We start from the raw sequence: 21,997 nt of genomic DNA on the forward strand, positions 1-21,997 counted from the left end.
TATGCGACCCTTTTCTTAATTACAATGATAAACTGTATTTTCGGAACAGGCAGGAAATTACGCCTGCCAGACATAAACCAAACAATGCGTTGTGCATGGAACCAAATACATCGAGCGCGCCTTTCAATCCGATCAAAATATCGTGGATCTCGGGAATCCATTCATTGACGAGAAAAGAAGCGTAGGAACAAATATAGATAAAGATAAAAGAGAACAGTCCGCGACCGACGTCTTCTTTGTAAGTTCCGTATGAATCTCTTACCCGGACACGGGTCATTGTCCAAAGCATGGAACAGAGTTCATAGAGGATAAAAAACGCGGCGACCGCAATGTAGGACGCGAGGCGGATCGTATAATTGTTGCTGCTGATCTCTTGTTTTAAATCTCCGTAGGGAGCGCTGCCGCGCAAAAATGTGTACGCCATCAATCCAATGATCGCCAGGATCAGTAATGCCGAAAGATTGCGGACGATCGTCTGTACGATCCGGAGGAGGGTGTTTCCGCCTTTCTGGATCGGAGCGGCAAGCCGGGTCGGGCGATAGCTTCTGCGGCGTTTTTTTCTCCGGCGTGTTCCGGAGACAGCGCGGGAAGAAGAATCACGGTATTTGCGGCTTCGACGGTTATCGTAATCATCGTCACCATCGTCATAATCATCTTCGTATTCGTCATCATATTTGCCATTATAAGGATCATCGTATTCATCGTCGTAGTCCTCATCATAACAATCTTCGTATGCATCGTCGTATTCTTCCTCATAACGATCATCATCGTACGCATCTTCAAAGTCATCTGCATAGTATGGCGTGACAGAATCGGTATTGAGATCTACATTGGATGTATTATAGTGAAATGGAATTTCTTCCTCATATGTAACTTCAAAATCATCGTCAAAATACTGTGTGTTCTTTTTGTGAGATGGCATCAAAACTCCCCTTTCTAACTACCGGATGTCAATTTTACATCTGCTCTATCTTATTACCTTTTGAAGAGAAACTCAAGTATTCCGGTAAAAAATTCATAAAGTTCTAAGAAAGGAGTGCCTTTTAGGCAAAAAAATGGTACAATATGCCCGTATGTTTTTTGAAAACAGGATCTATAAATCGGAAACAGATAAAAGGAACGAGCGTATGAATATACTAAATATTGAACATATCAGCAAAAATTTCGGGGAGAAGCTGATTTTTGACGATGTTTCTTATGGTATCCATGAGGGCGACAAGATCGGGATCGTCGGGATCAACGGAACCGGAAAAACAACATTTTTAAAGATGATCGCAGGTCTGGAAGAGCCGGACAACGGGCAGATCATCCGCCAGAACGGGCTTTGCATTACGTATCTTCCGCAGAATCCGGAGTTTCCGGAGGGGGCAAATGTACTGGATTATGTTGCGGATGGGAAGTGGGAGCAGGACTGGAACACGGAGAGTGAAGCGAAAACCGTGCTCACGAGACTTGGCATCACCGAATATATGGCGAAGATCGAGACGTTGTCCGGCGGACAGAAAAAAAGGGTCGCACTGGCAAGGACTTTGGTGAATCCGGCAGATGTACTCGTGCTGGATGAGCCGACGAACCACATAGACAATGAGATGGCAATGTGGCTGGAAGAGTATTTGAACCGGTTTAAAGGTGTGCTGATCATGGTCACGCACGACCGTTATTTCCTGGATCGGGTGACGAATAAGATACTGGAGATCGATCATGGAAAAGTGTATGGCTATGCGGAAAATTATTCCGGATTTCTGGAGTTGAAAGCGCAGCGGGAAGAGATGGAACTCGCGTCGGAGAGAAAACGGCAGAGCGTACTCCGAATGGAACTGGAGTGGGCGAAGCGGGGATGTCGGGCAAGAAGTACAAAGCAGCGGGCACGTCTGGAGCGTCTGGAGGCGCTGAAAAACGGAAAAGCGCCGACGCAGGAGAAGCAGGTGGAGCTGGATTCGATCGGTATCCGTATGGGGAAAAAGACGATCGAGCTGCATCATATTTCCAAGAGTTACGGTGAGAAGAAGCTGATCGACGATTTTGATTATATCGTGCTGAAAAATCAGAGGCTCGGGATCATCGGACCGAATGGATGCGGCAAATCCACATTGATGAAGATTATTACCGGAAAGATCGAGCCGGATCATGGAGACGTGGAAATCGGAGATACGATACAGATCGGATATTTTGCGCAGGAAGCGGAGGCGATGGATCCAAAGCAGCGGGTCATCGATTATATGAAAGATACGGCGGAATATGTGCCGACGAAAGACGGACGGATCACAGTGTCACAGATGCTGGAGCGTTTTTTGTTTGATCCGGTAATGCAGTATACGCCGATCGGGAAACTTTCCGGAGGAGAAAAGCGTCGGTTGTATTTGCTGAAAGTATTGATGGAAGCGCCAAATGTCCTGATACTGGATGAGCCGACCAATGATCTGGATATCCCGACGCTTACGATCCTGGAGGATTATCTGGATTCTTTTTCGGGGATTGTGATCACGGTGTCGCATGACCGCTATTTTCTGGACAATGTTGTGGACCGGATCTTCGCGTTTGAGGGAGACGGAATTTTAAAACAGTATGAGGGCGGGTATACCGACTATCTGGAAGCTGTGTCAAGACAGCATCCGGATCAGGAAAGCGCGGGAGCGAAGCCGGGCGCAGACACGAAAAACGGGGAAAAGGCATCGGCAAAAGACTGGAAACAAAATCAGCCGGCGAAAGTGAAATTTTCGTACAAAGAACAGCGGGAGTTTGAGTCGATCGACGGAGAGATTGCAGAATTGGAAGAAATGATCGGCTCTTTGGAGCGGGAAATTTTGGCAAATGCAACCAATTCAGTAAAATTATCGGAGCTGATGACACAAAAAGAGCAGGCGGAAACGAAGTTGGAAGAGAAGATGGACCGGTGGGTTTATCTCAATGATCTGGCAGAACAGATGGGAATGAAGACAACATAATTACATATGCTTGCACGAAATGTTTATATACTTTTTTTTAGGAATCATCTATAATGGGGGCAAATGAAACAGAGAAATTCAAAGGAGTATCAGTCCCCCAGAGGTAAAAGGAGGAAGAATCATGCAGAAACCAGTGCTGGTTATTATGGCCGCGGGAATGGGAAGCCGCTACGGCGGACTCAAACAGATCGATCCGGTGGATCAGGACGGTCACATTATTATGGACTTTTCGATTTATGACGCGAAGAGAGCCGGATTTGAGAAAGTGGTATTTATCATCAAAAAAGCGATTGAAAAAGAATTCAAAGAGAGTATCGGGAACAGAGTCAGTCAGTATATGGACGTATCTTATGTATATCAGGAACTGGATACACTTCCGGACGGATTTGAAGTACCCAAGGGAAGAGAAAAGCCGTTTGGCACCGGACATGCGATCCTGAGTTGTAAAGGAATCGTAGACGGACCGTTTGCGGTAGTGAACGCCGATGATTATTACGGAGTGCATGCATTCCGGACGATGTACGACTATCTGTCAACACATGCGGACGACGACAAATACCGTTATGCGATGGTTGGCTATATTCTGGAAAATACACTGACGGAGAACGGATATGTATCCAGAGGGATCTGTGAGACGGATGCGGACGGATATTTAAGCGGGATCACAGAGCGTACTCACATCGAAAAACGTGATGGAGGCGTTGCGTTTACCGAAGATGACGGCGCAAACTGGATGCCGATTTCCGGACAGAGTATCGCTTCGATGAATATGTTTGGATTCACGGCAAGCATGCTCAAAGAACTGGAAAGCCGTTTCCCGGCATTTTTGGAAAAAGGGCTGAAAGAGAATCCGATGAAATGCGAGTATTTCCTGCCGTCCGTGGTGGGCGAGCTGATCGCGGAAGAAAAAGCGACGGTGAAAGTGCTGAAATCAACCGACCGCTGGTATGGGATTACTTATAAAGAGGATAAGGAAATGGTTGTGGAAGCGATCCGGAAGCTGAAAGACGAGGGCGTTTATCCACAGCACCTCTGGAAAGCGGAATAAAGAGAAAAATGAAAGAAACCGGGCAAACAAGGAAAAGAAAAGCGGGCAAAAGAACGCAGTAAAAGCAGTGAGGAGGAAAAGAACATGGCAATTTTAGTAGCTGGCGGAGCAGGCTATATCGGAAGTCATACTTGTGTGGAACTGTTGAACAGAGGATTTGAGGTTGTTGTAGTAGACAATCTCTACAATTCCAGTGAGATAGCATTGGAGCGGGTACAGCAGATCACAGGAAAAACATTGAAATTTTATAAAGGAGATCTTCTGAACCGAGAGGATCTGGAACCGATTTTTGAGAAAGAAGAGATCGAGGCGGTCATCAATTTTGCGGGACTCAAAGCGGTTGGAGAGTCTGTTGCAAAACCGTGGGAATATTATCACAACAATATTACAGGTACGTTGATCCTCTGCGATGTGATGCGCAAGCATGGCTGTAAGAACATGATCTTCAGTTCTTCCGCAACGGTATACGGAGATCCGGCGGAGATTCCGATCACCGAGAATTGTCCGAAAGGCGAGATCACCAATCCTTACGGACAGACAAAGGGCATGCTGGAACAGATCCTGACCGATCTTCATGTCGGGGATCCGGAATGGAATATCATGCTTTTGAGATACTTTAATCCGATCGGCGCACACGAGTCCGGTCTGATCGGAGAAGATCCGAAAGGGATTCCGAACAACCTGGTTCCGTACATTGCACAGGTTGCAGTCGGCAAGCTGAAATGTCTCGGCGTATTCGGAGACGACTACGACACTCCGGACGGAACCGGTGTGAGAGATTACATCCATGTAGTAGATCTGGCTGTCGGACATGTGAAAGCGATCGAGAAAATGCGTACGAGCAAGGGTGTGCATATCTATAATCTCGGAACCGGCGTCGGATACAGCGTATTGGATGTCGTAAAGGCATATGAAAAAGCTTGCGGAAAAGAGATCCCATATGAGATCAAAGCGCGCAGACCGGGCGATATTGCCACATGCTATTGCGATGCGACAAAGGCAAAAGAGGAACTCAGCTGGGTTGCCGAGAGAGGGATCGAGGAGATGTGTGCGGATTCCTGGAGATGGCAGTCCAACAATCCGGACGGATACAGAAGCTGATGCGCTGACTTTCTGAAAGAGGAACTTTCAGGCGAACACATTTATGAAATAAAAAATGAAATAAAAAACAGAGTGCGAAATGTATTTCAGGTATTGACAAGGAAAAAGAAACTTGTTATTATTTTGAAAACAGAACGCACTCTGTTTTTGAAAATGCAGAACATGCAGACACAAAAACAGAAAAAAGATACGATGTGAGAAGGTGTGTAAATGAGAAGACAGGTATTTTCCTTATTGGTTGATAATAATCCCGGCGTATTGAGCCGGATCGCAGGATTGTTCAGCAGGCGCGGATACAGTATCGACAGTATCACGGCGGGAATGACCGCAGATCCAAGGTTTACAAGGATCACGGTCGTAGCTTCGGGGGATGAACTGATCTTATCCCAGATCGAGAAGCAGGTCCGCAAATTAGAAGACGTCCGCGAGATCAAAGTATTGAAAGACGACGAGTCAGTGTTCAGAGAGTTGATCATGGTCAAGGTTCGCGTGAATGCACAGCAGAGAAATGAAGTAATCTCGGTTGCTGATATTTTCCGGGCGAAGATCGTGGATGTGGACAAAGAATCCCTGATGATCGAGCTGACGGGAAATCAATCCAAGCTGGAAGCGTTTTTGAACCTGCTGGACGGATATGAGATCCTGGAACTTGCAAGAACAGGAATTACCGGACTGGCAAGGGGAAGCAAAGACGTTACATATTTTGACTAGGCGTATCTGAAAAGAGTGCCAAAGGAAGAAAAAAAGCAAGCTAGAGGTCGAAAGCCTTTAACTATAAAACAGAATTGCCGGTCGGATACCGGTGGGGAAGATGAAGGAGGACCAGTAAAATGGCAGCAAAAATTTATTATCAGGAAGACTGTAACCTTGCAATGTTGGAGGGAAAGACGATCGCGATCATCGGATACGGAAGTCAGGGACATGCACATGCGCTGAATTTAAAAGATTCCGGATGCAAGGTGATCATCGGTCTTTACGAGGGAAGCAGATCATGGGCAAAAGCAGAAGCGCAGGGATTTGAGGTGTTCACAGCGGCAGAGGCAGCGAAGAGAGCAGACATTATCATGATTTTGATCAATGATGAGAAACAGGCTGCACTTTACAAAAATGATATCGAACCGAATCTGGAAGAGGGTAACATGCTGATGTTCGCACACGGATTTAATATCCATTTCGGACAGATCGTACCTCCGGCAAATGTAGATGTGACAATGATCGCTCCGAAGGGACCGGGACATACAGTAAGAAGCGAGTATGAAGTCGGTAAAGGAGTTCCGTGTCTTGTAGCGGTTGAGCAGGACGCATCAGGAAAAGCACTTGACCTTGCGCTTGCATATGCGGCAGGAATAGGCGGAGCAAGAGCCGGTGTTCTGGAGACTACGTTCCGTACAGAGACAGAGACAGACCTTTTCGGTGAGCAGGCGGTTCTTTGCGGCGGTGTATGTGCGCTGATGCAGACCGGATTTGAGGTGCTGACAGAGGCAGGATACGATCCGAGAAACGCATACTTTGAATGTATCCATGAGATGAAACTGATCGTAGATCTGATCTACCAGTCCGGATTTGCGGGAATGAGATATTCGATCTCCAACACTGCGGAATATGGCGACTACATCACAGGACCGAAGATCATCACAGACGAGACAAAGAAAGCAATGAAGAAGATCCTTGCAGATATCCAGGACGGTTCTTTTGCGAAAGAATTCCTGCTGGATATGTCGGCAGCAGGCGGACAGGCTCACTTCAAGGCAATGAGAAAACTTGCTTCCGAACATCCGTCAGAGAAAGTCGGAGAAGAGATCAGAAAGCTTTACAGCTGGAGCGATGAGGATAAACTGATCAATAACTAATGTATTTTAACAGCAGAAAATAGTATGAAGAAAAGGCAGGGATCGGATCACCCGAAAGAGGGGATCCGATTCCTGCCTTTTATAGGGCAAACAGAAAAAGCAGAGAAAACAGCAGTTTATACAACACAATCACCGGAAGTGCCAAAAGGCACATTCCGGGATTGTAAGCAGTCGCCAAGGTCTCGGCAAGCCCGGACTTTGGCTCGTCGCCTATGCAAAAAAAGACATCCGCATGACGGCAGCGGATGCCTTTTTTATGTTCATTTTATACTGAAGCAATGATGATTAAGCAATGCTGTTTACAGCTTTTGCCAGACGAGAGATTTTTCTGGAAACTGTGTTTTTGTGGTAAACACCTTTTGTTCCTGCTTTTGTAATCTCTATGGTCGCAGCTTTCAAAGCAGCTTTAGCAGCCTCAACGTCTTTCTGTGCAACTGCAGCTTCCACTTTCTTTACAGCAGTTTTCACTTTAGACTTGATTGCTTTGTTTCTTGCAGCCTTTGTCTCGTTTACTAAAATTCTTTTTTTAGCAGATTTAATATTAGCCAACCTTGTACACCTCCAACAATTGATATTTTCAAATGTAAATGATTGCGCTGGACTCGGACACGGACGTTCCAACGAAACATACTCATTTATTCTATTCCAACTGGCAGGTATTGTCAATACATAATTCTTAAATATTTGTAAAAACTAGATAAAACTAGATAAAAAAACCAGATGGAGGATGGATCAGATGATTGAGAAGTATAGTGTGCGGACGGATCTTGCGCTGGAAGAAAAGGAACGGTTTGAATCGGATAATGTGGAGATTTCAGGAGTAGTCCTGGAAGAAGATTACGACGAGACATTGGAGATCAGGATAACCCGGGTAAAGATCGAGACAGAGAACGGAGCAAAAGCGATGGGAAAGCCTGCGGGAGTCTATCTGACGCTGGAAGCGCCTAATCTGGCAGTTCCGGATGAAGATTATCACAGGGAGATTTCGGAAAAACTGGCAGATCATATGGAAGAACTGCTCCATGAGAATCATTTGACGGGACGGGACATTTCCGTGCTTGTTGTGGGACTTGGGAACCGTCAGGTGACGCCGGATGCATTGGGACCTTATGTGGTGGACAATCTCTGTGTCACAAGACATATCGTACGGGAATATGGAAAATATGCGATGGGGATGGAGAGGGCACAGCTCGTCAGCGCGATCGTTCCCGGTGTGATGGGACAGACCGGAATGGAGACGCTGGAGATCGTGAAAGGGGTCGTCACGGAGACAAAGCCGGATCTTGTGATCGCAGTCGATGCGCTGGCGGCACGCAACAGCCGCAGACTGAACCGGACGATCCAGATTGCAGATACCGGGATCCATCCGGGATCCGGAGTCGGAAATCATCGGAATGGACTGACGCGGGAGACATTGGGGGTTCCGGTGATCGGGATCGGTGTGCCGACCGTTGTGGACGCGGCAACGATCGTCAGCGATACGATGGAAAATCTGATTCAGGCGATGGAAACGTCCGAGACATTAAAAGGCGTGGGAGAAGTATTAAAAATGTATAACAATGCAGAAAAATATGAGCTGGTCAAAGAACTGATCTCTCCGCATTTGAATGGGATGTTTGTGACGCCGAAAGATGAGGATGAGATGGTAAAACAGATCAGCTATACGATCTCGGAATCACTGAACCTGCTTTTTGCCGGCAGAGAAGATCGGGAATAAGAATAGGAAGCTTTGGCGCGGCATAGGTATAGTAGAACGGCAAAGCGGATGATCTGAGCCGTTGCATACCCGAAAAACGACAGATTTTTTTTGGGTGACGGAGGGCTGTATGAGAAAATGGATGCCGGACAGGGCAAAAATGGAAAAAAGCGGGTTTTTAACAATCTTATGCGTGTTTGGAATGTTTATTTTGCTTTTGGGAGGGACGCAGAATGCCGCGAGTCTTCCGTACCGACTGCAGAGGGTGCTACTTCACAGTGCGCAGAGAATGTTTCTTCCGGGAACACTGTATGAGGATTCTGAAATAAAAAAGCCTGCGGCAACATGGATCACAGAGCAGGTTTTTTTCTGGTTCCCGTTGGGAGAATATCTGGAATCACGCAGTATTTATGAGGGTAATGTGGAAGATGAAGAGACGATCGCCCGGATTTTGGAGAGTCAGGCGGACGACGGACATCTGGTGGAAGTGACAGGCGACGGAACGGCGGAAGTCCCGGTGCAGGAGACCGTGGAGAATATCGTGCCGCCGACCGGACAGCCGGTACTCGATATGTCGATCGAGAAACTAAGAGATTTCGACTATCTGCTCAGCAATTTTTATATTGTGGACAGTACGACGATGATCGGACCGGAACAACTGAACCCCGACGATCTGCTGAACCGGTCGATGAAGATCGATCCGGGGACGGGTGAACCGAAAATCCTGATCTTTCATACCCATTCCCAGGAGGAATTTGCGGATTCGATCCCGGGAGATCCAAGCACAAGTATTGTCGGGATCGGAGAATATCTGACCCAGCTTTTGAATGCGAAAGGGATTCCGACGATCCATGACGTCGGTGTGTATGATATTATCAACGGACAGTTGGACCGGAGCAACGCCTATGAAAATGCGGAGGCTTCGATCCGTCCGATCCTGGAAGCAAATCCGTCAATCGAAGTTGTCATCGATCTGCACAGGGACGGCGTGGCGGAGGGAACACATCTTGTGACGGAGATCGGCGGAAAACCGACGGCCAAGATCATGTACTTCAACGGACTGAGCCGAACCCGCGCTAACGGAGATATTGATTATCTTTATAATCCTTACATACAGGATAACCTTGCGTTTTCGCTGCAGATGCAGATTGCGTCGGAGACGCTGTATCCGGGATTTGCCAGACGGATCTATCTGCGGGGATACAGGTATAATCTGCATTTGATGCCGAAATCGCTGCTGATCGAGGCGGGCGCTCAGACCAATACAGTGGAAGAGATGCGAAATGCGATGGAGGTGCTTGCGGAGACACTGCATCATGTCTTGATCGGATGATTTTGGACGGATGGGTTTGGATAGAATTGCCCGGAAAAATGCAGGAAATTGCCCGGATGATGAAAATAGCATTGGAAAAGGGCGCCGGAGTGTGATAAGATAAATCGGATAGAGCCACGGAAGTACCGCGGCTTAAAACGGAGTAAACAACCTGTCTGGAGGAGAAAAATGGGAAAAAAACAAGCGTACGATGCGGACAGTATCGCAATCCTGGAGGGGCTGGAGGCGGTTCGGAAGCGTCCGGGAATGTACATAGGAAGTGTGTCCACAAAGGGGTTAAATCATCTGATCTATGAAATTGTGGACAATGCCGTGGATGAACACCTGGCAGGGTTTTGTTCGGAGATCCGTGTGACATTGGAAAAAGACGGTTCGGCGACTGTGGAGGACAACGGGCGGGGCGTTCCGGTCGGAATGCACCAGAAAGGCGTGTCGGCGGCGCGGATCGTATATACAACCTTGCATGCAGGAGGAAAATTTGATGATTCGGCGTATAAGACGAGCGGAGGTCTGCACGGCGTCGGCTCTTCGGTCGTCAATGCGCTTTCGACGCGGATGGACGTCTGGATCAGCCGGGAGGGAGCAATCCATCATGACGGATACGAAAGAGGCGTTCCGGTTGTGGAATTGGAGGACGGGCTTCTGCCGATCACGGGAAAGACAAGGAAGACCGGAACAAAAGTGAATTTTCTGCCGGATGATACGATTTTTGAGAAAACACGTTTCCGTGCGGAGGAGATCAAAAGCAGGATGCACGAGACGTCGTACTTGAATCCCAATCTGACGATCATTTTCGAGGACAAGCGGGGCAGTGAACCGGAGCGGGTCGTGTATCACGAGCCGGACGGAATCCTCGGTTTTATCAAAGATTTGAACAAGAAAAAAGAAGTGCTGCATGATCCGATCTATTTTAAAGGCGAGTCGGATGGGATCGAGGTGGAAGCTGCATTTCAGTATGTCAACGAGTTCCATGAAAATGTACTCGGTTTCTGCAACAATATTTATAATTCCGAGGGCGGAACGCATCTGACCGGATTTAAGACGACCTTTACGACGGTGATGAACCAATATGCGAGAGAGCTTGGGATCTTAAAGGAAAAGGATCCGAATTTTACCGGAGCGGACATCCGTAACGGAATGACCGCGATCGTCTCGATCAAACATCCGGATCCGCGGTTTGAGGGGCAGACGAAGACGAAGCTGGACAACCCGGATGCGGCGAAAGCGACCGGGAAAGTGACCGGAGACGAGATCGTACTCTTTTTTGACCGGAATCTGGAGACATTGAAAGCCGTGCTTTCCAGCGCGGAGAAAGCGGCGAAGATCCGGAAGTCGGAGGAGAAAGCAAAGACGAATCTGCTGACGAAACAGAAATATTCTTTCGACAGCAACGGAAAACTAGCTAACTGTGAAAGCCGGGACGCGAAGAAATGTGAAATTTTCATTGTCGAGGGAGATTCCGCCGGCGGCTCGGCGAAGACTGCCAGAAACCGGAATTATCAGGCAATCCTCCCGATCCGCGGAAAGATCTTGAATGTGGAGAAAGCGAGCATCGACAAAGTGCTTGCCAATGCCGAGATCAAGACGATGATCAATGCATTTGGATGCGGATTTTCCGAGGGGTATGGCAATGATTTTGACATCAGCAAACTGCGCTACGATAAGATCATCATCATGGCGGATGCCGATGTGGACGGCGCGCATATTTCGACATTGCTGCTGACATTGTTCTACCGGTTTATGCCGGAATTGATCTACGAGGGACATGTGTACATTGCGATGCCGCCGCTTTACAAGGCAATGCCGAAAAAAGGCGAGGAAGAATATCTGTACGATGATGCGGCGTTGGAAAAGTACCGCGCGACCCATGACGGACCGTTTAATTTACAGCGGTACAAAGGTCTCGGAGAGATGGATGCGGAGCAGCTTTGGGAGACGACGATGAACCCGGAGAGCCGGCTTTTGAAGCTGGTGGAGATCGAAGACGCGAGAATGGCCTCCAGCGTCACCGAGATGCTGATGGGATCGGAAGTGCCGCCGAGACGCGCGTTTATCTATGAAAATGCGACGGAGGCGGAGCTTGATATCTAAAGGGAAGCGTCTGAGTCCTAGTGATACGTGTATTGAAGAAGTAGGAGAGAGAGAATGAGCAATATAGAGTCACAGGTCATCCGAACGGAATATTCGGATCTGATGAAAAAATCATATATCGACTACGCGATGAGTGTGATCATTGCCCGGGCGCTGCCGGATGTGCGGGACGGATTGAAACCGGTGCAGCGCCGGACATTGTATGATATGTATGAACTGGGGATCCGATACGACAAACCGTATCGGAAATGTGCCCGTATCGTCGGAGATACGATGGGTAAATATCATCCTCACGGCGACAGCTCGATTTATGACGCGCTTGTCGTGATGGCGCAGGAATTTAAGAAAGGCATGATCCTTGTGGACGGACATGGAAACTTCGGCTCGATCGAGGGGGACGGCGCCGCCGCAATGCGTTATACCGAAGCACGCCTGACGAAATTTACACAGGAAGTGTATCTGGCAGATCTGGATAAGAATGTCGTGGATTTCGGACCGAATTTTGACGAGACAGAAAAAGAACCGCTTGTGCTTCCGGCGAGAGTGCCGAATCTTCTGATCAACGGTGCAGAGGGGATCGCGGTCGGTATGGCGACCAGTATCCCGCCGCACAATCTGGCAGAAGTTGCAGATGCGGTAAAAGCATATATGAAAAACGACGGGATCACGACGAAACAGTTGATGAAATATGTCAAAGGTCCGGATTTCCCGACGGGCGGGATCGTCGTCAACAAAGACGATCTGCCGGAAATTTATGAGACCGGGCAGGGAAAGATCAAGATCCGCGGAAAAGTGGAAGTGGAGGAATTAAAGGGAGGCAAGAAACAGCTTGTCATTACCGAGATCCCTTACACGATGATCGGCAGCGGGATCGGGAAATTTTTAAACGATGTGGCAGCGTTGGTTGAGGCGAAGAAGACAACCGATATCGTGGACATTTCCAACCAGTCTTCTAAAGAGGGAATCCGGATCGTACTGGAACTGAAACGCGGCGCCGACATGGAAAACCTGAAAAATATGCTCTACAAGAAGACCCGTCTGGAAGATACGTTCGGTGTCAATATGCTGGCGGTTGCAGACGGTCGTCCGGAAACGCTCGGGTTGAAAGCGATCATCGAGCATCATGTGGATTTTCAGTTTGAACTTGCGACGAGAAAATACAAGACGCTTCTGGCGAAAGAGGAAGAGCGCAGGGAAGTGCAGGAGGGGCTGATCAAAGCCTGCGATGTGATCGATCTGATCATTGAGATCCTGCGCGGAAGCAAATCGGTAAAGGATGCGAGAGCTTGTCTTGTGAACGGTGTGACGGAAAATATCAAATTTAAGAGCAATATTTCCAGAAAAATGGCTGCGATGCTTCGGTTTACCGAGCGGCAGGCGACTGCGATCCTGGAAATGCGGCTCTATAAACTGATCGGTCTGGAGATCGAAGCGCTTCAGAAAGAGCATGAGCAGACCGTGAAAAATATCGCGAGATATGAAGATATCCTGAACAATTATGATTCCATGGCGGATGTGATCATCGAAGAACTGGATTCTTATAAGAAAGAATACGGAAAGAAACGCCGCACGGTTGTGGAAAATGCGGAGGAAGCGGTATTTGAGGAGAAGAAGATCGAAGAGCAGGAGATCGTCTTTTTGATGGATCGTTTCGGATACGCAAAGACGGTGGATACATCGGTGTACGAACGGAACCGGGAAGCGGCGGACAATGAGAACAAATATGTGGTACGCTGTCTGAACACCGGAAAGATCTGCTTATTTACCGACGGCGGAAAGATGCATCAGGTGAAAGTACCGGATCTGCCGTACGGAAAGTTCCGGGATAAAGGAACTCCGATCGACAATGTGAGCAATTACAGCAGTGCGGAAGAACAGATCGTGATGGTCTGCGACGCGGAACAGATGCGGTTTGCAAAATTGTTGTTCGCCACAAAGCAAGGGATGATCAAGCGGGTAGAGGGTACGGAATTTCAGGTTGCCAAACGGACGATCGCGGCGACAAAGCTGCAGGAGGAAGACGCGCTGATCGGCGTCTGGGTCGTAAATGAGATCCAGCACGCAGTCCTGCAGACAAAGAACGGATATTTCCTGCGTTTTCCGGCGGCGGATATTCCGGAAAAGAAAAAGGGCGCGGTCGGCGTACGGGGAATCCGGCTGCAGAAAAATGATGAATTGGAACAGGTCTACTTATTTGAAGAGGGGACAGAGTCCAAAGTCATGTACGGAGAAAAAGAAGTGACGCTGAACCGGCTGAAGCTTGCAAAGCGGGACGGAACCGGGACGAAAAGCAGAAATTAGAGGAATTAGAGGAAAAGTTCTTCAAAACACTTGATTTCTCGTGGAAAAGGTGCTAGAGTTAATATCAGTTACATAAGGAATCCGGCAGAAGAGTGAACGAAAGTTCACTCTTCTTTGCTGTAACCGTGCAAATGTAATCTCACATTTGCATAAAACAGAGAATCAGGCAAGGAAAGGAAGTATAACGTGTCAAAAAGAGAGCAGTATGAAAAACAGACAGAAGAACTACTGGAACCGATCGTAACCGGATTTGGATTTGAACTGGTAGATGTAGAGTATGTAAAAGAAGCGGGAACATGGTATCTGCGCGCATATATCGACAAACCGGGCGGGATCACCGTGGACGACTGTGAGGCGGTCAGCCGGAAGTTCTCGGATGTTCTGGATGAAAAGGATTATATTGAAGATACTTACATCTTTGAGGTGAGTTCTCCGGGACTGGGAAGACCGCTGAAGAAAGACAAAGATTTTCAGAGAAGTCTCGGTGAGGAAGTGGAAATCCGGACATACCGCCCGATCGACCGGCAGAAAGAATTTGTCGGGGAACTCAAGGCGTATGATAAGGAAAGCGTGACGATCGTTTATGAGGATGACACGGAACAGACTTTCCAAAGACAGGAGATCGCATTGATCCGGCTGGCGTTGGATTTTTAGCAGTATAAGGAGGAAAGAAAGATGAATACAGAGTTATTAGAAGCGTTGACAATTCTTGAAGAAGAAAAAAATATCAGCAAAGATACAATGATGGATGCAATTGAAAATTCTTTGATCAGTGCATGTAAGAACCATTTTGGGACTTCCGACAACATCAAGGTGATCATGGATCGCGAGACTTGCGATTATTCCGTGTTTGCGGAGAAAGAAGTGGTGGAAGAAGTATTTGATCCGGCATTGGAGATCAGTCTGGAAGATGCAGAGAAGCTGGACTCCTCTCTTCACCTTGGAGACATCGCGCAGATCCCGGTGGAGTCCAAATCATTCGGACGGATCGCAACGCAGAATGCAAAGAATCTGATCCTGCAGAAGATCCGCGAGGAAGAAAGAAAAGCGGTCTTCGATCAGTATTTTGAAAAAGAAAAAGATATCGTGACCGGTGTGGTACAGCGTTATGTCGGAAAGAACATCAGTATCAATCTCGGAAGAGCCGATGCGATGCTGACAGAAAACGAACAGGTGAAAGGCGAGGTGTTCAAACCGACCGACCGTATCAAACTGTATGTAGTGGAAGTGAAAAATGCACCGAAAGGACCGAAGATCCTCGTATCCCGTACCCATCCGGAACTGGTGAAACGCCTGTTTGAGGCGGAGGTTGCGGAAGTAAAAGACGGAACCGTAGAGATCAAGAGTATTGCCCGTGAAGCAGGATCGCGTACGAAGATGGCAGTCTGGTCCAATGATCCGAACGTAGATCCGGTGGGCGCATGTGTCGGGCTGAACGGCGCGCGTGTCAATGCCGTTGTCAATGAACTGCGCGGAGAGAAGATCGATATCATCAATTGGGATGAGAACCCGGCGCTTCTGATCGAGAATGCGTTGAGCCCGGCGAAAGTGATTTCCGTACTGGCAGATCCGGATGAAAAAGTGGCAAGCGTGATCGTTCCGGATTACCAACTGTCACTTGCCATCGGTAAAGAGGGACAGAATGCGCGTCTTGCGGCACGTCTGACCGGATATAAGATCGATATCAAGAGTGAGACGCAGGCGATCGAATCCGGAGAACTTCCGGCAGATTATATGGATCAGATGGCGATGATGGACGAAGAGGGATATGTCGGAGAATATGAGACAGACTATGAAGAAGAGCCGGCAGAACCGGAATATGCAGAGGGTGACGACGCAGAAGAAATGCCGGAATTCATCGAAGCAGAATAAGATCGGAATATAAAAGAGGTGATACAGATGGCGAGTACGCGAAAAGTGCCGCTTCGGAAATGCGTAGGCTGCGGCGAAATGAAACCGAAAAAAGAACTGATCCGTGTGGTGCGCTGTGAGGACGGGAACTTTGTTCTGGACGCGACAGGAAAGAAAAACGGACGGGGCGCATATATTTGTAATTCCGGGGATTGTTTGGGCAAAGCAGTAAAAAGCAAAGGACTGGAGCGTTCTTTCAAACAGGCGATCCCGCCGGAAGTATACGAACGTCTGGAAAAGGAGATGAATGAGATTGAAGCAAGATAAAGTATTATCGCTCATTGGTCTTGCGACAAAAGCGGGGCAGACAGCAAGCGGCGAGTTTATGACGGAACGGGAGGTCAAAACCGGCCGCGCCGCGTTGGTGATCGTAGCAGGCGATTCCTCAGACAATACAAAGAAAAAGTTTCGGGATATGTGTGAATTTTATAAGGTTCCAATTTATTTTTATGGAGATAAAGATACCTTAGGGCATGCAATGGGAAAAGAATTCCGTGCATCTCTGGCAATATTGGACGAAGGATTTGCAAAAGGAGTTCTTAAACATTTGACAGAAAACAACGAGACGATTGCATAAAGGAGGTAGCAAAGAATATGACAAAAATGAGAGTACATGAACTGGCTAAAGAGCTGGGAGTTGACAATAAAGATCTGATGGAAGCTCTGAAGAAAAAAGATGTGGAAGTGAAAAGCCATATGAGTTCGCTGGAAGATAATGTGGTTGCGGATCTGAAGAAAGAGTTCGGAAAATCCGCAGGCGCAGAGAAAGCGGGAGAGAAGAAAGAGGAAGCACCGAAGAAAAAGACGATCATGCAGGTGTTCCGTCCGCAGAATGCAAAAAATTCCGGAAGAGGATCTTCCAATCGTCCGGCGGGAGCACGTCAGGGTGCAGGACGAGGCGGAGTACGTCCGACCGGTGCAGCAGGAAACGGCGCACGCCCGGCAGCAGCATCCGCAGGAAACGGCGCCCGTCCGGCTGGTGCGTCCGCAGGAAATACAGCCCGTCCGGCAGGCACGGCGGCACAGACAGCACGTCCGGCGCGTCCGCAGGAAAAAGCAGAGCAGACAAACCGCAGTCAGGCAGCAGGAGAGAACCGCGGACAGAACGCAGCACGCTCACAGGAGAACAGAAGTCAGGGAAACCGTCCGCAGGGCAGCGGAAATCCGCGCCGTGGGGGTGAACGTGGAAACGACCGCGGAGGCGACCGTTACAGCGACCGGAACACGGATCGTAACCATGACCGCAATAATGATCGTAATAATGACCGAGGCGGGGACGGAAGAAGAAACCAGGGCGGAAACCGTTATCAGAACGATGGTCAGGGCAGAAGAGACGGAAACCGTTATCAGAATGACGGACAGGGAAGAAGAAGCCAGGATAGCGAGAGAGGTTCCCGTCAGCCAAGAGGCGACAGGGGCAATTCCCAGTACGGCGGAAACCGTCCGCAGGGTCGTCAGGGCGGACGACGCGACGATCGCGATTCCATTCCGACGCCAATGGTAGAACAGCAGAAGAGCCAGAGGAATAAAGGCAAAGATAAAGAGAAAGACTATAAAAAGAAAGAACTCCGAGAGGGAGAATTTGAAAACAAAGGCAAAAAAGGCAGAAAGAGCAAACCGGTTGCAGAAGTAAAGAAACCGCAGCAGCCGAAACAGGAGCCGGTAGAAGAGATCAAACAGATCGTGATCCCGGAAATGCTGACGATCAAAGAACTTGCCGATAAGATGAAGATAGTACCGTCCGTGATCGTAAAGAAACTGTTCATGCAGGGCAAGATCGTGACGGTAAATCAGGAAATCGATTATGATACCGCAGAAGAGATCGCAATGGAATTTGATATCCTCTGTGAAAAAGAAGAGGTTGTGGACGTGATCGAAGAACTGTTAAAAGAAGAGGAAGAGGATGAAGAGGCGATGGTGAAACGTCCTCCGGTAGTCTGCGTGATGGGTCACGTTGACCACGGTAAAACCTCTCTTCTGGATGCAATCCGTCACTCCAATGTGATCGACCGGGAAGCCGGCGGTATCACACAGCATATCGGTGCATCGGTTGTGGAAGTCAACGGAGAAAAGATCACATTTCTGGATACGCCGGGACATGAGGCATTTACCGCAATGCGTATGCGCGGAGCAAATTCCACAGATATCGCGATCCTTGTCGTGGCGGCGGACGACGGTGTAATGCCGCAGACCGTAGAAGCGATCAACCATGCGAAAGCAGCAGGGATCGAGATCATCGTTGCGATCAACAAGATCGACAAACCGAGTGCAAATATCGAACGTGTGAAACAGGAACTGACCGAGTATGAACTGATCGCGGAAGACTGGGGCGGAAGTACGATCTTCGTGCCGGTTTCGGCTCATACCGGAGAGGGAATCCAGGAACTGCTCGAGATGGTGCTTCTGACTGCGGAAGTGATGGAATTAAAAGCCAATCCGAACCGTGCGGCAAGAGGACTTGTGATCGAAGCACAGCTCGATAAAGGAAAAGGTTCCGTCGCAACAGTTCTTGTACAGAAAGGTACGCTCCATGTCGGAGATGCGATCGCTGCGGGAAGCGCACACGGAAGAGTCCGCGCGATGATGGACGACAGAGGAAGACGTGTCAAAGAAGCAGGACCGTCCCAGCCGGTTGAGATCCTCGGACTGAACGATGTTCCGAATGCGGGAGAAGTATTTGTCAACTGCGACAGCGAGAAAGAAGCAAGAAACTTTGCGGAGACATTTATTTCCCAGAATAAAGCAAAACTGATCGAAGAGACCAAATCCAAGATGTCACTGGACGATCTGTTCAATCAGATTCAGGAGGGTAACTTAAAAGAACTGAAGATCGTCGTAAAAGCAGATGTGCAGGGATCTGTGGAGGCATTGAAACAGAGTCTTCTGAAATTGTCCAATGAAGAAGTTGTGATCAAGATCATTCACGGCGGCGTCGGTGCGATCAATGAATCCGACGTCAGTCTGGCAAGCGCATCCAATGCGATCATCATCGGATTTAACGTGCGTCCGGATGCAACTGCAAAAGAGATTGCAGACCGCGAGGGTGTGGATCTGAGACTGTACCGCGTGATCTACAGTGCGATCGAAGATGTGGAAGCGGCAATGAAAGGAATGCTGGATCCGGTATTCGAGGAAAAAGTTCTCGGTCATGCGGAAGTACGTCAGACATTCAAGGCTTCCGGAGTCGGAACGATCGCCGGTTCCTATGTACAGGACGGTACGTTTGAGCGGAATTGTTCTGTCCGTCTGACACGCGACGGCATTGTGATCTTCGACGGACCGCTTGCATCCCTGAAACGTTTTAAGGACGATGTCAAGGAAGTAAGGGCCGGATACGAGTGTGGTTTTGTATTTGAGAACTTTAACGATATCAAAGAGGGCGACCTGGTAGAAGCTTATAAGATGGTAGAGGTAGAGCGAAAATAATGAGAAAGAACAGTATAAAAAATACAAGGGTAAATGCAGAAGTTCAGCGGGAACTTGGTAATATTCTGCGGGGCGGGATCAAAGATCCCCGCGTCGCACCGATGACTTCTGTGGTTGCGGTGGAAGTCGCGCCGGATCTGAAGACTTGTAAGGCATTTATCAGCGTGCTTGGCGATGAAAAAGCACAGCAGGATACGTTGAAAGGACTTCAGAGCGCGGAGGGATATATCCGCCGGGAGCTGGCAAGAACGATCAATATGAGAAATACGCCGGAAATCGTATTTATTCTCGATCAGTCCATCGAATACGGCGTGAACATGAGCCGGAAGATCGATGAACTGACCAAAGATCTGAAAGACGGTGAGGAAGAATGAGTATCGTATTAACGGAGATCCTCAAGGGGAAACGGAGCGTGGCGCTTAGCGGTCACATCCGTCCCGACGGGGACTGCGTCGGTTCCTGCATGGGACTGTATTTGTACTTAAAAGAAAATTTCCCGCAGATAAAAACCGACGTTTATTTAGAGCCGGTGGCAGACTGCTACACGATCGTTCAGGGTACGGAAGAGATCCGGCATGAGATCGAAGCGGGAACGGAATATGATCTGTTTATCTGTCTGGACTGCGGGGACAAGGCAAGGCTGGGATTTTCGGCGACGTTGTTTGAAAGCGCCGGAGAGACACTTTGTATCGATCACCATGTCAGCAATGAAGCATTTGCGGATTTCAATCACATTGTTCCGGATGCAAGCTCCACGTCGGAGCTGGTTTATCATCTGCTGGATGATGCGAAGATCGGCTATGCATGCGCGGAGGCTCTGTATATGGGGATCGCCCATGACACAGGAGTATTTCAGTATTCCTGTACGTCACCGGAGACGATGGAAGCGGCGGCAAACCTGATGCGCAAAGGGATCAAGGGCGATGAGATCATTGAGAAAAGTTATTTTGAAAAAAGTTATGTGCAGAACCAGATCCTCGGGAAAGCATTGCTGGAAAGCATGATGATCCTGGACAGACGATGCATTGTTTCTTATATTTCGCAGAAAGATCTGCGCTTTTTTGAGGCAGTGCCAAGTGATCTGGAGGGGATCGTGAGCCAACTGCGGCAGACAGCCGGAGTGGAAACGGCGATTTTTCTTTATGAAACGGAACCGCATACTTATAAAGTCAGCCTGCGCTCCAAAGGGTGTGTGGATGTCAGCCGGATCGCGAAATATTTCGGCGGCGGCGGTCATGTGCGCGCGGCGGGCGTGACGATGAAAGGGACGGTTCACGACGTGATCAATAACATCAGCGGTCAGATCGCATTGCAGCTTTGCGGAGCGGATTCGGGAGAGACGGAATGCTGAACGGAATTTTAAACATTTACAAAGAAAAGGGATTTACTTCCCATGACGTAGTTGCAAAGCTTCGCGGAATCACAAAACAGAAAAAGATCGGACATACGGGCACGCTCGATCCGGATGCGGAGGGGGTGCTCCCGGTCTGTCTGGGACGCGCGACGAAAGTATGCGCGCTGCTTACGGAGAAAGATAAGATTTATGAAACGACGCTGCTGCTCGGGAAGACGACCGATACGCAGGATATTTCCGGTACGGTGTTAAAGGAACGGGATACAAAAGCTCTGACGGAACAGGAAGTCAGGAAATGTATCGACAGCTATGTCGGGACATATGATCAGCTTCCGCCGATGTATTCCGCATTGAAAGTCAACGGAAAGAAGCTGTATGAACTGGCAAGAGCGGGCGTTGAAGTGGAAAGAAAACGCCGGAGGGTTACGGTCTATGAGATTGAAGTCGTGGAAGTCCGGCTTCCGCGGATCCGGATGCGCGTGCATTGTTCCAAAGGAACGTATATCCGCACGCTTTGCCATGATATCGGCGAGAGTCTCGGGTGCGGCGGCTGTATGGAGACGCTGCTGCGCACAAAAGTAAGCTGTTTTTCTCTGGAAGACAGCCTGCGGCTTTCGGAAATCGAGCGGCTGTCGGCGGAAGAAAAACTGGAAGAGGTTCTGCTTCCGGTGGACGCGCTGTTTTCGGAATATCCAAAGCTGACGCTCCGAAAAGGAAAAGAAGCGAAAGCTTACAATGGCAATCCGTTCGGACAAGAGGAATTGATGGAGGATCCCGGCGGCATACAGGACGGGGAGCCCGTCCGGATCTATGACGTGCAGGGACAGTTTGTCGGAATCTTCCGATGTCGGATGAAAGGACAGCAAAACGGTGTGGATGTGCGGGAGAGACGACGTATGGAATTTCGCGTGGAAAAGATGTTTTTGACGCAGGAGTAGAAG

At 48.7% G+C, this 21,997-nt stretch carries 19 protein-coding genes; 17 read left to right on the forward strand and 2 right to left on the reverse strand.

All coding sequences use genetic code 11. From position 1 onward, the window contains the following. Positions 1-19 precede the first annotated feature (19 nt). Positions 20-922 (reverse strand): hypothetical protein, encoded by a 903-nt coding sequence (locus tag I2H87_RS04870; RefSeq protein ID WP_022151914.1) that lies wholly within the window; start codon positions 920-922, stop codon positions 20-22. A gap of 205 nt (positions 923-1,127) precedes the next feature. Here I2H87_RS04870 and I2H87_RS04875 point away from each other — a divergent pair, with 205 nt between their 5' ends. From I2H87_RS04875 to ilvC, 5 genes are all read left to right on the forward strand, one after another. After that, positions 1,128-2,945, forward strand: coding sequence for an ABC-F family ATP-binding cassette domain-containing protein (locus I2H87_RS04875; RefSeq protein WP_195609446.1), 1,818 nt, complete (start codon positions 1,128-1,130; stop codon positions 2,943-2,945). A 121-nt stretch (positions 2,946-3,066) separates the two neighbouring features. Further along, a complete protein-coding gene (locus I2H87_RS04880) occupies positions 3,067-3,993 on the forward strand; it encodes a nucleotidyltransferase family protein (RefSeq protein WP_195609447.1) in 927 nt (308 codons plus the stop codon). An 84-nt stretch (positions 3,994-4,077) separates the two neighbouring features. Next, on the forward strand, positions 4,078-5,094 hold the full coding sequence (gene galE / locus I2H87_RS04885; RefSeq protein WP_195609448.1) for a UDP-glucose 4-epimerase GalE: 1,017 nt from the start codon (positions 4,078-4,080) through the stop codon (positions 5,092-5,094). A gap of 210 nt (positions 5,095-5,304) precedes the next feature. Then, positions 5,305-5,805 carry an acetolactate synthase small subunit gene (gene ilvN, locus I2H87_RS04890; protein ID WP_009268215.1) on the forward strand — a complete coding sequence of 167 codons (501 nt, stop codon included), beginning with the start codon at positions 5,305-5,307 and terminating at the stop codon, positions 5,803-5,805. A gap of 119 nt (positions 5,806-5,924) precedes the next feature. Continuing rightward, positions 5,925-6,944 carry a ketol-acid reductoisomerase gene (gene ilvC / locus I2H87_RS04895; protein ID WP_009268214.1) on the forward strand — a complete coding sequence of 340 codons (1,020 nt, stop codon included), beginning with the start codon at positions 5,925-5,927 and terminating at the stop codon, positions 6,942-6,944. Between the two features lie 285 nt (positions 6,945-7,229). Here the strand turns inward: ilvC and rpsT are convergent, their stop codons facing one another. Next, on the reverse strand, positions 7,230-7,493 hold the full coding sequence (rpsT, locus tag I2H87_RS04900) for a 30S ribosomal protein S20 (protein WP_117549406.1): 264 nt from the start codon (positions 7,491-7,493) through the stop codon (positions 7,230-7,232). Positions 7,494-7,680: 187 nt separating this feature from the next. Between rpsT and gpr the strand changes: the two genes are divergently transcribed. The 12 genes from gpr (at position 7,681) to truB (ending at position 21,994) form a co-directional block, all read left to right on the forward strand. Then, entirely contained in the window at positions 7,681-8,661 is a 981-nt protein-coding gene (gpr, locus tag I2H87_RS04905; RefSeq protein WP_117549618.1) for a GPR endopeptidase, read from the forward strand. A gap of 109 nt (positions 8,662-8,770) precedes the next feature. Beyond that, complete coding sequence (locus I2H87_RS04910) at positions 8,771-9,973, forward strand: stage II sporulation protein P (protein ID WP_009268212.1); 1,203 nt, start codon at positions 8,771-8,773, stop codon at positions 9,971-9,973. A gap of 168 nt (positions 9,974-10,141) precedes the next feature. Further along, on the forward strand, positions 10,142-12,064 hold the full coding sequence (locus I2H87_RS04915) for a DNA gyrase/topoisomerase IV subunit B (RefSeq protein WP_022151907.1): 1,923 nt from the start codon (positions 10,142-10,144) through the stop codon (positions 12,062-12,064). A gap of 54 nt (positions 12,065-12,118) precedes the next feature. Then, positions 12,119-14,365: a DNA gyrase/topoisomerase IV subunit A gene (locus tag I2H87_RS04920; RefSeq protein ID WP_195609449.1), complete on the forward strand. Its 2,247-nt coding sequence runs from the start codon at positions 12,119-12,121 to the stop codon at positions 14,363-14,365. Between the two features lie 186 nt (positions 14,366-14,551). Next, complete coding sequence (rimP, locus tag I2H87_RS04925; RefSeq protein ID WP_009268208.1) at positions 14,552-15,019, forward strand: ribosome maturation factor RimP; 468 nt, start codon at positions 14,552-14,554, stop codon at positions 15,017-15,019. A 21-nt stretch (positions 15,020-15,040) separates the two neighbouring features. Further along, a complete protein-coding gene (gene nusA, locus I2H87_RS04930; RefSeq protein ID WP_054703070.1) occupies positions 15,041-16,237 on the forward strand; it encodes a transcription termination factor NusA in 1,197 nt (398 codons plus the stop codon). Between the two features lie 27 nt (positions 16,238-16,264). Beyond that, positions 16,265-16,543: an RNase P modulator RnpM gene (rnpM, locus tag I2H87_RS04935; protein WP_022151904.1), complete on the forward strand. Its 279-nt coding sequence runs from the start codon at positions 16,265-16,267 to the stop codon at positions 16,541-16,543. Continuing rightward, complete coding sequence (locus I2H87_RS04940) at positions 16,530-16,853, forward strand: L7Ae/L30e/S12e/Gadd45 family ribosomal protein (protein WP_044955001.1); 324 nt, start codon at positions 16,530-16,532, stop codon at positions 16,851-16,853. The genes rnpM and I2H87_RS04940 overlap by 14 nt, the downstream gene beginning before the upstream one ends. A gap of 17 nt (positions 16,854-16,870) precedes the next feature. Next, complete coding sequence (infB, locus tag I2H87_RS04945) at positions 16,871-19,702, forward strand: translation initiation factor IF-2 (RefSeq protein ID WP_195609450.1); 2,832 nt, start codon at positions 16,871-16,873, stop codon at positions 19,700-19,702. After that, positions 19,702-20,076 (forward strand): 30S ribosome-binding factor RbfA, encoded by a 375-nt coding sequence (gene rbfA / locus I2H87_RS04950; RefSeq protein ID WP_009268203.1) that lies wholly within the window; start codon positions 19,702-19,704, stop codon positions 20,074-20,076. The genes infB and rbfA overlap by 1 nt, the downstream gene beginning before the upstream one ends. Next, the gene (locus I2H87_RS04955; protein WP_195609451.1) at positions 20,073-21,053 is read left to right on the forward strand and encodes a DHH family phosphoesterase; all 981 of its coding nucleotides are present in this window, start codon (positions 20,073-20,075) and stop codon (positions 21,051-21,053) included. Before rbfA ends, I2H87_RS04955 begins: the two co-directional genes overlap by 4 nt. Continuing rightward, positions 21,047-21,994: a tRNA pseudouridine(55) synthase TruB gene (gene truB, locus I2H87_RS04960; protein ID WP_195609452.1), complete on the forward strand. Its 948-nt coding sequence runs from the start codon at positions 21,047-21,049 to the stop codon at positions 21,992-21,994. Before I2H87_RS04955 ends, truB begins: the two co-directional genes overlap by 7 nt. Positions 21,995-21,997 lie beyond the last annotated feature (3 nt).

The sequence above is a fragment of the Mediterraneibacter glycyrrhizinilyticus genome (genome assembly GCF_015560805.1).
Classification (GTDB): Bacteria; Bacillota; Clostridia; order Lachnospirales; family Lachnospiraceae; genus Schaedlerella; species Schaedlerella glycyrrhizinilytica_A.

Coding starts and splice junctions, on each gene's coding strand:
- I2H87_RS04870 (WP_022151914.1), bottom strand. CDS start 922: ATGCCATCTCACAAAAAGAACACACAGTATTTTGACGATGATTTTGAA.
- I2H87_RS04875 (WP_195609446.1), top strand. CDS start 1,128: ATGAATATACTAAATATTGAACATATCAGCAAAAATTTCGGGGAGAAG.
- I2H87_RS04880 (WP_195609447.1), top strand. CDS start 3,067: ATGCAGAAACCAGTGCTGGTTATTATGGCCGCGGGAATGGGAAGCCGC.
- galE (WP_195609448.1), top strand. CDS start 4,078: ATGGCAATTTTAGTAGCTGGCGGAGCAGGCTATATCGGAAGTCATACT.
- ilvN (WP_009268215.1), top strand. CDS start 5,305: ATGAGAAGACAGGTATTTTCCTTATTGGTTGATAATAATCCCGGCGTA.
- ilvC (WP_009268214.1), top strand. CDS start 5,925: ATGGCAGCAAAAATTTATTATCAGGAAGACTGTAACCTTGCAATGTTG.
- gpr (WP_117549618.1), top strand. CDS start 7,681: ATGATTGAGAAGTATAGTGTGCGGACGGATCTTGCGCTGGAAGAAAAG.
- I2H87_RS04910 (WP_009268212.1), top strand. CDS start 8,771: ATGAGAAAATGGATGCCGGACAGGGCAAAAATGGAAAAAAGCGGGTTT.
- I2H87_RS04915 (WP_022151907.1), top strand. CDS start 10,142: ATGGGAAAAAAACAAGCGTACGATGCGGACAGTATCGCAATCCTGGAG.
- I2H87_RS04920 (WP_195609449.1), top strand. CDS start 12,119: ATGAGCAATATAGAGTCACAGGTCATCCGAACGGAATATTCGGATCTG.
- nusA (WP_054703070.1), top strand. CDS start 15,041: ATGAATACAGAGTTATTAGAAGCGTTGACAATTCTTGAAGAAGAAAAA.
- rnpM (WP_022151904.1), top strand. CDS start 16,265: ATGGCGAGTACGCGAAAAGTGCCGCTTCGGAAATGCGTAGGCTGCGGC.
- infB (WP_195609450.1), top strand. CDS start 16,871: ATGACAAAAATGAGAGTACATGAACTGGCTAAAGAGCTGGGAGTTGAC.
- rbfA (WP_009268203.1), top strand. CDS start 19,702: ATGAGAAAGAACAGTATAAAAAATACAAGGGTAAATGCAGAAGTTCAG.
- I2H87_RS04955 (WP_195609451.1), top strand. CDS start 20,073: ATGAGTATCGTATTAACGGAGATCCTCAAGGGGAAACGGAGCGTGGCG.
- truB (WP_195609452.1), top strand. CDS start 21,047: ATGCTGAACGGAATTTTAAACATTTACAAAGAAAAGGGATTTACTTCC.